This window comes from Roseateles sp. (assembly GCF_047654805.1).
In the GTDB taxonomy this organism is placed as follows: domain Bacteria; phylum Pseudomonadota; class Gammaproteobacteria; order Burkholderiales; family Burkholderiaceae_C; genus Pelomonas.
The window spans coordinates 1968979-1982712 of the sequence record NZ_JASGIV010000001.1 but is presented as its reverse complement, the minus strand read 5'-3'; the positions used below and the strand labels follow the sequence as shown (position 1 = coordinate 1982712).

Annotated in this window: 8 protein-coding genes; 2 read left to right on the top strand and 6 right to left on the bottom strand. The window is 60.6% G+C overall.

The window, feature by feature from the left end; translation table 11 throughout:
- Nucleotides 1-238: 238 nt before the first annotated feature.
- A complete protein-coding gene (locus QM732_RS08750) occupies nucleotides 239-730 on the bottom strand; it encodes an HAD domain-containing protein (RefSeq protein ID WP_415655786.1) in 492 nt (163 codons plus the stop codon).
- A gap of 1088 nt (nucleotides 731-1818) precedes the next feature.
- Nucleotides 1819-3099, bottom strand: coding sequence for a hypothetical protein (locus QM732_RS08745; protein WP_415655785.1), 1281 nt, complete (start codon nucleotides 3097-3099; stop codon nucleotides 1819-1821).
- A 206-nt stretch (nucleotides 3100-3305) separates the two neighbouring features.
- On the opposite strand from QM732_RS08745, the gene QM732_RS08740 reads away from it, so the two are divergent.
- Complete coding sequence (locus QM732_RS08740; protein WP_415655784.1) at nucleotides 3306-3596, top strand: hypothetical protein; 291 nt, start codon at nucleotides 3306-3308, stop codon at nucleotides 3594-3596.
- Between the two features lie 825 nt (nucleotides 3597-4421).
- Nucleotides 4422-6485 carry a hypothetical protein gene (locus QM732_RS08735; RefSeq protein ID WP_415655783.1) on the top strand — a complete coding sequence of 688 codons (2064 nt, stop codon included), beginning with the start codon at nucleotides 4422-4424 and terminating at the stop codon, nucleotides 6483-6485.
- A gap of 77 nt (nucleotides 6486-6562) precedes the next feature.
- Here QM732_RS08735 and QM732_RS08730 read toward each other — a convergent pair whose 3' ends face one another.
- From QM732_RS08730 to QM732_RS08715, 4 genes are all read right to left on the bottom strand, one after another.
- Nucleotides 6563-7078: an H-NS family nucleoid-associated regulatory protein gene (locus QM732_RS08730; protein WP_415655782.1), complete on the bottom strand. Its 516-nt coding sequence runs from the start codon at nucleotides 7076-7078 to the stop codon at nucleotides 6563-6565.
- Between the two features lie 370 nt (nucleotides 7079-7448).
- Nucleotides 7449-11318, bottom strand: coding sequence for an SNF2-related protein (locus tag QM732_RS08725; RefSeq protein ID WP_415655781.1), 3870 nt, complete (start codon nucleotides 11316-11318; stop codon nucleotides 7449-7451).
- Entirely contained in the window at nucleotides 11318-13036 is a 1719-nt protein-coding gene (locus tag QM732_RS08720) for an EH signature domain-containing protein (RefSeq protein WP_415655780.1), read from the bottom strand. Before QM732_RS08720 ends, QM732_RS08725 begins: the two co-directional genes overlap by 1 nt.
- Nucleotides 13030-13734 (bottom strand): OmpA family protein, encoded by a 705-nt coding sequence (locus tag QM732_RS08715; RefSeq protein WP_415655779.1) that lies wholly within the window; start codon nucleotides 13732-13734, stop codon nucleotides 13030-13032. The genes QM732_RS08720 and QM732_RS08715 overlap by 7 nt, the downstream gene beginning before the upstream one ends.

The window sequence follows — 13734 nt, the reverse complement described above, 5'->3', positions numbered from 1 at the left end:
TTGCCGGCAGACACGAAGCTAGCCCGTGGGTGCCTATACGCAGTAGGACATCGTCTACAGCCACGTCGTGAGACGTTGCCGTGTGGGTTGTCGGAGGCCCTTCTTTCCTCCAAACAGGCAGCTTGCGCTAGTGTTCTGTTCCATGAGGAACTGACGTACTTTTTGGTTTGGCTCTCAAGGCGTTGTCTTGAGAGCTTCTTTTTTCTGTCTGTCGTTTATACCTTCACCCCATTCAGGCCTAGGAGGTCGACTTTTCCAGCCACTCCACCAGCCGCTCCAGCACCCCAGGCGTCGTCAGCCCCAGGCTTGGCTCGCACAGCAGCAACTCCTCGGGATGTGGCTCGTCGAACTCCTTGCCGTCGTCGTCGAGCACCCGATACGACGTCACAGTCGGGTGCATGTGCAGCCACCATCTGATGGCTTCCTGCCGCGGCCCGCGCGGAGCCACGTCAATCAAGCGACTGCCCAGCGGGCTCAACAGCTCGCGCAGCTCGGAGGGGTGGTACTGATACCGCCACGTGGAGTGAACCACCACAGGCAGGTCAGGCGCGAGTTCCAGCGCCTTCGCCAGCAACGGCAGCCAGACCCAATGCGGCCCAACGTCTTCTATACCGTCGCCCGCACGATGAAGGACGCCGTCGAAGTCGATGAAAAGCGCGCGATGAAACGTCATCGGCAGCGCAGCAACATGCCATTGCGGCAGCCGCAAAAAGCTCGAATGCTCATGCACCCTCCCCCACCATAGGACCCACGCTAGGGTACGGAATACCGGAGGAGAAAGATATGGGGCTGGCTGTTGATGCTGACGCCACTACCAGCTGATGCATCTACAGCTTGGCTGGTTCGATGCAAGCCACGTTCAGCGATTGATGCCCGCGCAGTCGTACCCGGCCATGAACAGGCACGCTTCCAAGCTGCGCATTCCGTCCGGGCTTGGTTCCACCAAGAGCTCAGACAACAGCCAGCCCAGGCGCACCTTCGCTGACGCCCAAGCTCTGGCGTTCCTCAGGACGGCTTCCGTCGACTGGCTCCTGCCGCCGTAGTAGAGCGCCGGCGGGGCGATGCAGCCGGGGAAGCGCGACCGAACGCCTCGTCTGTCCCCTCCCCCACCGACCTCTGGGAACGATAGGGCCGAAGGCAGTCGTTGCCCCTCGGTGCCACGGGCTCGTCTCCAACTTTCAACAACCGTAGCCACTGCGCCGGCTACGCGCGAGTCGTAGATGGGAAGTCCGTCCTCTGAGTTGAACGCATGGACCTTGGTCAACATCGAGTTCATGCCGAGTACGCCGCGCAGCCCGTCTGGGGTAGCAACTGCCTGCTCGAGATTCAGCGCATTTTTGACTTGGTCGAGGTAGCCCACAAGGTCGGGGCGGGCCAACAGGAATGGCAGCGCGCCAACGGCTGCATTTCTATCCCCACCCCACCGCAGAATTCTCTCAATCGCAGCAACTGCAGACTCCCGCGTTCTGGCGCCTCTGATGGCTTGCGCCAACCCGGCGACTGTCGCTCGGGTCTCTGCGAAGTCACCCGTGGACATGCCATTTGCTCGCCAGCTATACCCGCGAGTCAGCTCCCCAAATGGTGAGCGTCGCCGAACTGCAACTGGAACTTTGGTGGACTTCGGAATGTCCAGCGCTACGGTAAGCGTCGAAAGCGCGCCGCCGCTTGCGGGCGCTAGGTGTCCGTCCCCATCGCACTCGAAGGTGCCCGCCCAGGCGACGAAGTCGCGCACCTGAGCGTTTGAAGAAAAGTCCTGTCGGTTCATGACTCAATCTCCGCGTCCAGCGAGGAACGGCCATGCATAGCGCAACATACTTTCTACGCTGCGACTAACTCGCGCTGTCGAATCTGGGTAACCCTGCCATCCATGAGCTCAACAAAGAGCTGGGTGGGGCTGTCACGCTCAAGCAGCATCGTTTGCGATGTCTCCAACTGAGAAATGGTGCCTGCGCGAGCCCCCTCGAGCATCTCTTGGACCGACATAGCTTCGCCTAGCACCTCAGCCTTTCGGACGTCCAGGGTCTTGTCACGATTCCACATGGACTTGAAGCGCTCGCCGTCGATGCTGCCTTGAGATTCAACCAAGGATTGCACGTCCTTGAACTCGGCGAGCCCCTGCTTGATGCTCTCGCACCTGGCGCCTTTCAGCGCTTGCTCGCCCGGGTAGAGGCTCAACACGTACCAGGCCAACGCACGAGTCCTCAAGCAAACCTTCAGGTCTTCAACGACCTGCCCAATCTCGCGGTACTTCTCGATGCTGTTCTTGTGCAGGCTCTCGGTTCCGAAGGTGTCGTCATCTCTCGGCGCGACCTGAACCCGACGCTTGATATCAGCCACGAGGTGGTGCTGCACCGCCAGCAAATCGCGCTCGCAGGACTCAAGCTCGCCGCGAATGGCGGGCGTCAGCTCCCCTTGAGTGAGCGCCTCATAGCCTTGCTGCAGGTACTGGTACGTTCCGTGGATGACCGCACGCCGACCGCTGTCAAGGAAGTCGCTGATGCTGTTCACAGCGTCTTTGATTTCACCAAGCTTCTGGCTGATGTCAGCCATGTGCTTTTGCGCAACGACGACCGATGCCAGTTGCCAGACCGCAGCGGCGTTGACCAGGTTTGTGAGGTCCTTGGTTTCAAAGAGCCGAGCGTGCTCCTTGATGCCATCCTTGCCCATCGCCATCGCCCGGAATCCATTTCCGTCTGCAGCCCGTGTGAGCTTTCCGTCGATGACTACTTCCATCAACTGGCGGCCGCGGTGAGCTTCGGCCACGAGCAATGACGGCGCAGCCTGCATCAGCGAAGAAATCCGGCTGGCCACCCCCAAGGAAGGCTCCACCGGCTGAGTCTTGGCCACCGAAGCCAGGTCAGACAAAGGAAGCGGCCGCAGGGTGACGGCAGGATTGGAAACGTCCGTCCCAAAGTGGATAGCGGCAGGCATCGGCTCAGGAGCTTCCTGCTCGATGACAGCAAGGCTGCTCCCTGCGGGCGAAAGCGCCTCGCCCTTGCTCTGCTCTTGTGGGCTCGGTGCGCCTTTCTTGCGCAGGAAGAACACTGCAGCCAAGACGGCCGCGGCGAGGACGACTAACGCAATAGTTGTGAAATTCATGGGTCTCCCTTCAGGACGACCCCAGTTTCCATCTGGTGCCGGAACCACGTCCCGAAAACGCGGCTACCTCTGTGACCGATTTCCGCAGCACCGGAGAAATTTCTAACTGCAGCGTAGTTGACACTCTGCTCACCCTGGATTCGGTACATCCTTCCGATGAAGGCCAGCAACTTGCGTAGTTCGACTGGTCCTGCAGGGGGAAGGTTATGCAGTTTGTCGTCGCGTTGGTGCTGTTCGCGATATTTTGGGCTGTCTCGCCACGAATCTTTAAGTGGCTCTTCAAGCTCAACTTTGTTCTTAGCGTCGGCGGGTTCATCCTGCTTCGAATCGTGGCTTTCTTCTTCGGCGCGACCCGGGGCGGAAGAAATGCCGGCATGTTTGAAGATGAAGCCCTTGTCATCGGCCTTTCCTTCTTCGGGATGGCTGCAATCGTCGTGCTCGGCATCGTTTCGGGTGCGCTCATGGCCTGGTTCAGGAGCCGCGGCTCTCGTGCCTAGGTCCGTGTCGTGATTGCAGGTCAGTGCGGCGGAGTGCATCATTGCGGCCTCCCGCCAGCGAGGCCATCATGCACAACCTCTTCACGACAGACGGTGCGACAGCGTTCGCATCTACGAGGTCTCACCCGTTGGGCGTCGTCGGGGTCGTGAGCTTCGTCCAAGGCTCCCCCGCGGTGCAGGTTGTGCACGAATGCTTGCGCATCCACGGCGATAAAGCGAGCGCGCTGCGAGACGCCCGACGCGACGCTCGGAAATTGCTCGTCATGTGGGGCGAGCGTGTGAGGCTGGGGGAAGACTAAGCTTCGCCGTCCTAGCCGTCGCCGTCCTTGTCGGAAACCACATCTCCGCCCACTCAGGATTGGCCCTCTTCCAGGCCTCAAGGTCGCGTACCTTCAGCCACCATCGCCGGGCCTCGTATCGAGCAGCCTTGAGCCTGATTGCTCAGCCCTAGGCTGCTTCGCAAGGAACTTCGCACGCTGGCGCTCGGGCAAGTTCGGGCGCACCCACATCTGACGCCTTGGAGCCCAGAGGGCGACGCAGCACTCCACGAGCTTCAGCTCATCTTGCAGGCCGGCCGTCGATTCTTGCACTTCGAAGCAGGCCTGTAGGTCGAGCCGCCCCATCCACCAAACCGTCGCCGAATCGGCTACTGCTTCATCTGCCTTGATGAAAAGCCTGACGGCATCTCAGTCGCAGTGCTCAATACACCTTGGGCGGCTCAGCGCGTCGTAGTACACCGGCTGCATCGGGTCTTGACGAAAGTACGACGTGCAACTTATCCAACCTCACCGGGCCTGGCCCAGGTTTCGAACCGGCTCCCGGCTCATGTACATGCTGTACGTGTGCCGAATCCCAGTGCTCGCGGCGCTTCTTCTGTTTGCGGCGGGGGCACTAAGCGACCAGGTCCAGGAGATTGCGCGTGTCTATTTCCTGAATGCCGCGGACCCGCATGACAGCGAGCCGTCCGGCTTTACGCTGATGGCAATCTACGTCCTGCTATTCATTTTGACTTGGACGCAGCTCTTTTGGACGCACTACGCGCTTGTGCACCGGTACGCCAAGCCGCTTACTTCCAATTCGACGCTTCGTGTCGCGAGAGCCCTGTTCCCAGGTTTGCTTGCGTTACTCCCATGGGTCGGAAGCATTGTTGCCACGTTCAAGGCGAAGGCCGGCCTATCCGGGGACGCGCTCTCTATAGCGTCCGCCTTCACCTGGGCGCTGGCGATTCTCGGCGCAGGGTCTGTCATGACCTACTACTCCAAGCGCAGGAAACTCTCCATCGGCTTCTCGCGGTTGCAGGACGGTGCCGCGGCTCAGCACCGGTTCGGCCAGGGCTCATGGATACTGGTTTCCCTTGGGTTGGGCCTCGCAATATTTATTTGCGCCGCAGCGTCTCCTCAAGAGCTCGGACGGCTGCTCGGTGCCATCGGAGTTCTCCTTGCGGCTTGCGTGGCGCTTGTTCCGCTGCTGACTTGGCTCACGTCGTCCCCCCGCATACCTCGTTGGCACTGGCTGACGTTGTTGTTCGTAGTCGCAGCGCTGTGGAGCGCGCTAGACCTCAACGACAACCACGAGTTGCGACAGCTGAGGAAGAAAGAGCCTGCAACGGCCAAGCTGACATCCTTCGACGAGGCATTGCGCGACTGGCTGGTCGCACGGGCTCCGCCAAACAGCAAGGAGCCCTACCCTGTAGTGTTCGTGGCCGCCGAGGGCGGTGGGATACGAGCCGCCTACTTCACCGCACAAGTCCTAGCGGCAATTCAGGACCAGTGCCCGGCATTCGCGCGTCACCTCTTTGTGATTTCAGGCGTCTCGGGCGGCAGCATCGGTGCCGCCACCTTCGCAGGACTGCTGGACGCAACGCCGATGTCGGATGTGCACGCAGACCTCAAGTGTGAAGCCCAGACGACTGCCGAGCAAGGAGACATCGCCGAAGGCGCAGAGGCCGTTCTCAGGGCTGACTACCTTGGGCCGCTGGTAGCAACCATGCTCTTTCCCGACGCACTGCAGCGCCTCGTACCCTATCCCGTTCCCTCATGGGACAGAGCCAAGACGCTGGAAGAGACCTTGGAGCAGCGGTTCAAGAAGGAGCTACAGACGGATTTCATGGAACGCGGCCTGTACTCCTACTGGAAGGCAGACAAGAACGTCCCAATACTGATGTTCAACGCGACGAGCGTAGAGACTGGTAGCCGAGTTGTAGCGTCACCGGCCTACCCTCTGGAAGAGCGCTTCCATCGACTGACGTCCTTTCAGGACTTCGCGCCGTTCACGGAGCATCGCATCAGCACAATGGCAGTCACCAGCGCGCGGTTCCCCCTGGTAACCCCAGCTGCGACGCTCACAAACGGTGATAGCCGCCTCCGCTTCGTCGACGGCGGCTATTTCGAGAATTCGGGGGCAACCACACTATCCGAGGTCGTCGACTTCGCAATGCAGATGGCGCCGGCCTATGGGTTCAAGATTCGCCCCGTCGTCATCCGCATCGGGAACTCGCCGAGCATGCTGGCCGCTACCGTCAAAGTGCCCACCACCGCCCAGGCCGAAGAGCAACCTCCACGCTGGCTTGGCGAGTTGCTCTCGCCTGTTCGTACGATGGTAAACACACGCGGGGCGCGCGGTGTTCTGGCTGCCGAAACGCTCAAGACCGACATCACCACGATGCAAGACAACGGGGTACCGTCCGACTACATCGAGTTCCAGATTGGCGTGGACTCTGTGCCCATTCCGCTGGGCTGGCAGCTTGCCGCGTCTACGCGCAGGGCGCTGATTTCGCAGCTGAAGCCGCCGGCAGACTGCGGGACCAGGACAGGCATTGTGAACGGCTGCAGCTTGAAGGACGTCATCGACGTCATCCGAGAGGCCGAACAAGCCGCAAAGAGTCGCTGAGAACCCGCGGTAGGCGGGTGCGCTGCAACTTGACGCGGCCCAAGCCTCATAGAGGCTGGAGGGCAATCGAAGGGGCGTTAGCTAGCTTCAGCCGGCGTCGCCGCTGGAGCGGTCCGCTTCCGAGGCGCAGACCCCGCATTTGCTTTCGGCTGTTTTTTTGCGGTCCTCTTAGTTGGCACCACATTCTTCGCGGGTACCGCCTTCCTCGCCTTCTTCACCACTGGCGCCGGTGCGGCCTTGCGCAGCTTAGCGACCGGTTTATCAGCCTGCGGCCCCGCCAACAGAAAGTCTGCCAGTGAGGCGCCAGCCTCCAACGCATCCTTGAGCCAGGACGGACGCTTGCCCATACCGCCCCATGTGTTGCCGGCGCTGTCGCCATACTTCGGCGCCTTTGATGCGGGCTTTGCGTCGGTGCGCCGCTGTGCCTTCGCTCTGTTGCCCACGATGAAGCCTCCGCCAAACAGGTCTTCCGAAGTCAATCCATGCAACTGAATCTCCTTCTGCACGCGCAACACAGCCGCCTTCTTCAGGCTGTCTGCTTTCTGTTGCAGTTTCGCGATTTGCGCATGGAGCCTAGAGACGCTGGTTGCCATGAGTTTTCTCTGGAAGTCTTAACGCGCGGAGTCTACGTCTACTGTTTGCCGAGTTCCACCAGTCGAAGCGACAGTTCTTCACTCGGCCCGAAGCATCGTTGACCGCGAGTGACGGTCGACTTCGAACGCGTCTTGGAACAACTAGGAAGAGACAAAACTCAGGACGCTGCGGAAGACCTAGCCAACAGCTGAACACCGCGCGGCCGGGCAGAACTCAGGGCACTTCCGTAGACAGAATTACGCGCTCGCGTGGTTCAGTCGTCTCCAAGCAGATGGTTCAGGGTAATACTTTGAAGCGTCGGGCGAACGTCAAGGCCTACTCGCAGACTCACTCTGGTCCTTGCGACGGCAGTTTCTGAAGGCTGGTGTTCTACGCTGCGACCTCGTCGTACAGCGTTTGTTCTTGCAGCGCCGTATCAAACTCGTAGTTCGTGATGGGGTGAGCGCCCAACATCTCCTCAAGGTTTGACCGGACTATCAGCTCTACATGGTTGGCAGCAGCTTGTTCTCGCGCTCCGGTAGTGAAGCTTTGATTTGTCACGGCCAGCCGGCGAAAACGCGTGCCTCTGAACGTTGCCTGGTACCTCGCCGCGCCCGCCGTGACCTCCTTGATGGCATCCCATCCCACCTCGGAGGCCTTGGAGCTCTTGCACTGCAGCAACTCCCCTTCCCGCCCCTTCAGCGCAACAACGTCAATGCCCCCGTCGCCGCCACGTTTCGGTGTGACCGTTGCCTGGAACCCAAGCCTTCCCCACAGCATGCAACAGAACACCTCGAAGCCGTCGCCGTCCATTCGGTCGACGTCGTCCATGGTGAGATAGCGCTTGGGCACAGCTTCGCCACGTCCGCTGTCTCCAACGAGTTCCTTGAAGGTCGCGTCTTTGCCTGTGCCATTGAGCATCGCCGCAAGGCCACCATCGTCGAGCGTGGCCCCGGCCAGCCCAGCTTTTCGCTTCAGGAGTTGGTCGAGTCGAACCTCAAAGGTGTGGAAGTCATTCGCCACCACCGTTGGGCAGTACACGAAGACATCGCGCACTTGGCCGATGCGATATGCCCGGTCTGTTGCCTGAGCCTCCTTCGAGGGGTTCCATGCGCGAGTGAAGTGAAAGACATGGTTGGCTGCGGTCACGTTCAAGCCAGCACCGGCGGCAAGGGTCGATAAAATGATTACGTCGAAGCCAGGCTTCGCCGAGAACTTGTCGATGTAGCCCTGCCGCCCCTGTGACTCACCGTTGATGATGAACGGGCGCAGTCCGAAGGACTCCTTCAGGAAGTAATAGAGAGCGGCTTGAGCCTCGCGCAGCTCAGTGAAGACGATTGCCTTCTCTCCGGCACGCTGAATTTCGGCCAACTGTGTCAACAGCCAGCTCAGCTTGGGCGAGTTCCCGAGGTGCTGCTCGCGGCCCGCCTTGTCCAAGATGAACTTCGTTCCCGGCAAGCAATACGGCTCGGCACAGACTGCCTTCATGAGATGCAGCGCCCCGAACGAGAGCTGGGCGCGCTTGCGGCCGTTCGACTCATTGGCTGCGTCCTGAAGCTTCTTCAGTCCACCCTTGTAGAGAATGCTCTGGTGCTCGGTGATTGCTATTTCGAGCAGTTCCTCTTCCTCCAGCGCCGGCTTGAACTCCAGCGCCGCAGACTCCGCCTTCTTCATGGCGAAGAACTTCTTTGGCAAGTCGGCGGCGATGTCAGCCTTGGTTCGCCGTAGCGTCTGCGGCGCAATCGCTGCCTGAAGCCGCTTCATCGCCGCCACCTGCTCGTCGGTCTCGCACTCAATGGGGCGGCGGTACGTCTTGCCGAATTCTTCTAGCGCGCCAAGCAAGCCCGGTTGGACAAGGTCAAACAAGCACCAAAGGTCGGCCAAGGAGTTTTCTACCGGGGTGCCCGTGCATGCGATGCGGAAGTCCGCCTTCAGCTTCTTGGCGGCCAGAGTCACCAGCGTGCCGGGTGTCTTGATGCGTTGGGCCTCATCGCCAATCAAGAAGGCGAACGGCTGTTTGGCCAACGAGAACTCGTAGGACGTCAGTACCTCGTAGGTTGTGACGATGACCTTGGCGCTTCCGGACCAGTTCGGCTTCAACAGTTCGACGATTCCCTTGTCCTGCAACTGACTGTCGATGAGCCCCAGCGGCTGTTTGCGGTCTTTCAGCTCGTCGCCATAGAGCACCAGTACCTCAGGAAAGGAATCGTCGAAGAACTTGCAAGCCTCGTTCGCCCAGTTTTCCAGCAGGCTCTTTGGAGCAAAGATGATGGAGGGCGCCGCATTGGGGTTGCTCTCGTAGTACCAGCCCAAAACGGACAGGAGCTGCAAAGTCTTCCCCAATCCCATATCGTCAGCCAGCAGCGCGCCTCGACATTCCGAGGGTGCCTTGGACACAAGGTGCTGGAACCAGGCCACGCCGTACAGCTGATGTTTCTTCAGCTCGATGGCCGGACGCAGGCTTCGAGGCAACTGTGCCACCCACCCCTCCGGCAAGGCCAGCGACGCTCGACGCTCCTCAAGGTAGTCCACGCCGTGGAAGTTCGTCTTCACCAGCAGCGTCTCCCTTGGCCCTTTCTTCTGCTTCGGCTTGGACTCGTCCTCCGTTTTCAACTTTTCTTGGCCGCCGAGCATGGCTTCAAAGCCATCTGCCAGGGTCCGAGCCTGAGGCGTTGCAATGGCGGTTGGCAAGCTGTCGTTCTTCACCTCCGCCGTGCCGGCCTTTTCAGCCTCCTCAACCTGCTGGCTGAACTCCTTCACCCATTCCTTCGTGAGAGGGATGAGCACCTGCCCGTCGTGCCCCTGCAGCGTCACCTTCACCATGGGAGTAAGGTCAGAGGGAAGCCAACCGTTTTCCTCGTCCCCCTCCTTCTTGTCTCGCTGGAACACAGGGACATAGATGGGCTTGGCCACGCCGATGCCCTCGATGCGACCGCTGTATCCGTCCAGCTGATAGACGTCGTCGAAGTTGATGCGTTCAGCGGGCTGTGTACGCCAGAGGTGGGCCAACTGCATGCCTCGCTCCAGCTGAGCTGTTGACTCCGCATCGAGGGTCAGGTCGTACTCCTCCCAAGGAAACTGTTCCCGCTCTTGCTCCAGCGCGGACTTCAGCGCATGCAGGAACTCATCGAGCATCTCAGGGCTCTTGAGCGTTCCGCTGTTCGTCCGAGCAGCTCCATCGCCGAAATGCTCTGTCACCAGGAGGTCGACCGTGTTGACCCTGCCATGCTCGGTTCGAGCGACGAGACTGAATACCGCAGCAACTGGACCAGCCTTCGCACGGTCCTGCTGGAACTCCTTTTCGTTCAGCACTTGGTGAGCGCTCTCTCCAAGGAAAGCGAAGGGGTTGTGGATGAACTTCTCCGCCTTGCTTCCAGAGACCTTCCGGTTCGGCATCTCGCGCTTGATGACCGCCAAGACCTTGCGAACGGGCTCCGAGATGACAACACGCACGCGGCCGGCACCGCGGGTAAGGTCGTAGTGTGGTTGAACGGAATTGAAGCCATCGAAGGCCGTGAGCCAGCCGTCAGGCGCGCCCTCGAACGTAGGCGACACGGTCAACACCCGCCCAAAAGGCGTCTCTTCCTTTGACAGCGGCAGCCTCAGGCTGTCTGGCGTGAGAACCAACGTGGTCTCAAGGTAGGGGTTCGCATAGAGCGCCCCAGCCCGGTCTGCAACGCTTCGAATCCGCCCCCAAGCCAGTTCCTGGGCCTGCTGGTTGCGTTCGCCTTGAGGACGAGTGCGAAGAGCGGCAACCTCAGCTACCGTGGCCCAAGCCCACGGCGAAAGCATTTGTACTCTTCCGCCGACCGTTGCGACAGCCCCGTCCAGGCGCTCGACCCGTATCTGCTGGCTGCCATCCGTCCAGCCCGAAATCTCCAGGTCGAAGTCGTCTGATGACAATGTTCCCGAGCCATCAAGTACTGGCCTCAGCGGCCCTTGCGGCGGCAATCCAAGAAGGTTCAAGGCGCCCACATGCTCTGCGGATGCCTGCAATGCGTAGACGTCCGCCCAAGGAATGGTTGCGCTACTCGCATCCAACCTGCACCGCCCCTCGGTAGCCAACTGGGCCAAGTACGCCCCGAGCACGGTGTCTTCCGCGCCGGCGTCGTGAATGGCTTCAAGTAGCCCTTCAGCCGTCGGCTCGGCGAGATTCTTCGCAAACTCTATGCAAACACCCTCACCAGTCCAGGTTGTCTTAAGAGCGGGCTCGGAGACCTTGGCTGTCGTCGAACGCTTGAGGAAGTCAAACAAGCCCATCAGGCCTCCGGAAAGTACCAAGCCTGGCGGCTGTTGGCCCACGTGAATCCAAGCGCCTTCAGTTCAGAGCCGAGCTGCACGCGTTGAAGCGGGTCTTCGACCCACAGGCGCCCGCCACTCGCGTTTTTCCGCCGGTCGTCGATGGTGGCACCGCGAAAACGACTGAGGAGCGTGTTGAGAGCTGCCATGTCCGGCCCTGCGAGAGCCGCAGCTTGCGCGGCCGAGTTGGCACGCTCGGCAGGCCGACCTCCAGTGGCCGCGCCCGTTGCTCCTGCGGCGGGAACGCGTCGAGGCGCAGGTTCATCAGGAAGGATTCCGAGCTGGCGAAGGTCCTGCTCCGCGCGCCATCCCCAGCCTTCACGGTGGACGATTCTCAGCGCGCAACCAACACGGAAGCCGGCGGCCAAGTCAGATGTTCCGCCGTCATAGTGGCGGTCGTACGGTTCGAAGGGGAGCTGGTCCGCCTGATAGACGTAGCAAGCGTTGGGCTTCTTGCTAAATTCGATGATGAGGTACGAGCCTAGTTGCATCATGAATGCGTCGACCTCGGGCTTTCCGGTGAACTGGGCGTAGGCCCCCTCCTCGCTCGCAATAAGCTCGCGGACAGCGGTGTTGGTTCGCTTCAGAGCCATCGTGTCGGCGCCAAAGACCAAGCGTGTCCAGGTAATCTGCTTGAGGTATTTGGACCAGAAAGCCAGGCGCCCCTCGTCCGCTTTGTTCCGTGCCGCGAGGATGTCGAAGAAGTCCTTGAGGTTTCGCTCGTTGACCCAGCCCAGCACCATCCGCCACACAGGGTCTGGCACCCTGTTCCAAGCGGTCGCAATGCCGGCGGCCTTGAGCTTGGGGTTCTTCCAAACGGTCGGCTGACACACGAAGTCACGCAACCGTTCGTCCGGAGGGGCTCCTTTGCATGCGTGATATCGGATGAGGATGACCTCAAGCGCCTCGTCGCGGAAGCCAGGCTTGCTTTGGATGAGTTTGATGAGCTGAGGGACCAGCCTTCGAAACTCCGCATCGACCTCGGCCGTTGCCCGCCGAACGGCCGCAAGAACCAGGGCATGCCAGAACCAACTCGAAGGCGGAATGCCAAGGTCCGTTGCGAGACGGTCAGTGGGTTCCGCGTCTCCGCGGAGATAGTCCCTCGCATACTTCTCGACAGGCTTCGTCGTCAGAACCTCTGCGTCTTGCCGCAGGACTCCCACCCACTCAGGCACAAGCTCCGTCCCCGCCTGCGCATCTACCAGATGCCATGTACGTTCGAGGAAGGAACGCAGCGCCTCCCATCCCGACCGCGACGCAGCATCCTTCCCAGTCTCCGGGTCGAAGTTGAAGTAGGAGTACAGCAGTCCATGCCACGTCAGCCGCCACAGGTCGCCCTGCTGCGCCTCGTCTTCATAGGACGCCAGAAGGGATGGGAAGTTCTTGGACGCGAGCGCCAACAGCCCAGACTGTTCGCGGATAGGTTCTGAGACCGCTGAGGCGACGAGGTCGCGCTGCCATGCGTCGAGAGCCTGCCCTCGAACGAAGGCGCGAGCGGCCGCGTATGCGTCCTCCTTGCTCGGCTTAGCCTTCGCAAACCCCTGGAACAGCTGTTCGGCTTCGCGAGTCGGCTTCTCAACGAGTTCCGGTCGCCCGAACTCGCCCGCATGCAGACCCATCGAGGCAAGGGAGGCCTGAAGGTCCCTCGCCAGTTGCTGAAGCGCGGATGAGGCTAGCACCGGCCGAACTCCTTGCCCTTGAGGACATCGCTTTCCTCCGGCGCCTTCTCATCCAAACCTCTGAAGTCAATCTTGAACTCGACGCGACGGCTTTCGGCCTTGTCCTTCTTGATGGAGTTGAACGAGTAGCCACCAACCAGGAAGAGTTCTTGAACCTTCCGTAGTTGCTCGGGCGTCAACGCGTCACCGGCCCCGTTGCTTTGGAAAAGGGAGCAGACGACGCTTCGACTGCGGTCAAGGCTCAACTGCAAGTTGTAAAGGTAGGTTCCGTCCTCGTCGGTAAAGCCCTCCACGACGACGCTGCGCATCCACTCCTTGCCCTCCTTGGAGTCCTTGGCGCGAAGAAGCACCGGGATGTAGCTACGAAGGAACTGCCCGGCTGTCGTGCTGATGGTGAAACTTCCGCTCTCAAACCGGACCTCCTTGCCGAGGTCGATTCGAAAGTTCTGCCCGTCCACACCGACCCCAGCACTTTTCGGGTCCTGCGCAATCATGGTCATGACGCGGTTGATTGCAGCGCTGCGCTCGATAGTCGCTCGAGTGGCCGCGTCGATGCTCTGTGTCACCGAAACCAGCGTCACTGCCATCACGACGAGGAACAGCACCATCAGCGCGGACATCAGGTCCGAGAACGATATCCAAAACGGACTCTCACCCTCGTGCTTGGCACCGCGCTTGAGAACAAGTCGTGAGAGCAC

Excerpts from the sequence above, each read along its gene's own strand:
- QM732_RS08745 (WP_415655785.1), bottom strand. The coding sequence starts at position 3,099 with ATGAATTTCACAACTATTGCGTTAGTCGTCCTCGCCGCGGCCGTCTTG.
- QM732_RS08740 (WP_415655784.1), top strand. The coding sequence starts at position 3,306 with ATGCAGTTTGTCGTCGCGTTGGTGCTGTTCGCGATATTTTGGGCTGTC.
- QM732_RS08735 (WP_415655783.1), top strand. The coding sequence starts at position 4,422 with ATGTACATGCTGTACGTGTGCCGAATCCCAGTGCTCGCGGCGCTTCTT.
- QM732_RS08730 (WP_415655782.1), bottom strand. The coding sequence starts at position 7,078 with ATGGCAACCAGCGTCTCTAGGCTCCATGCGCAAATCGCGAAACTGCAA.
- QM732_RS08725 (WP_415655781.1), bottom strand. The coding sequence starts at position 11,318 with ATGGGCTTGTTTGACTTCCTCAAGCGTTCGACGACAGCCAAGGTCTCC.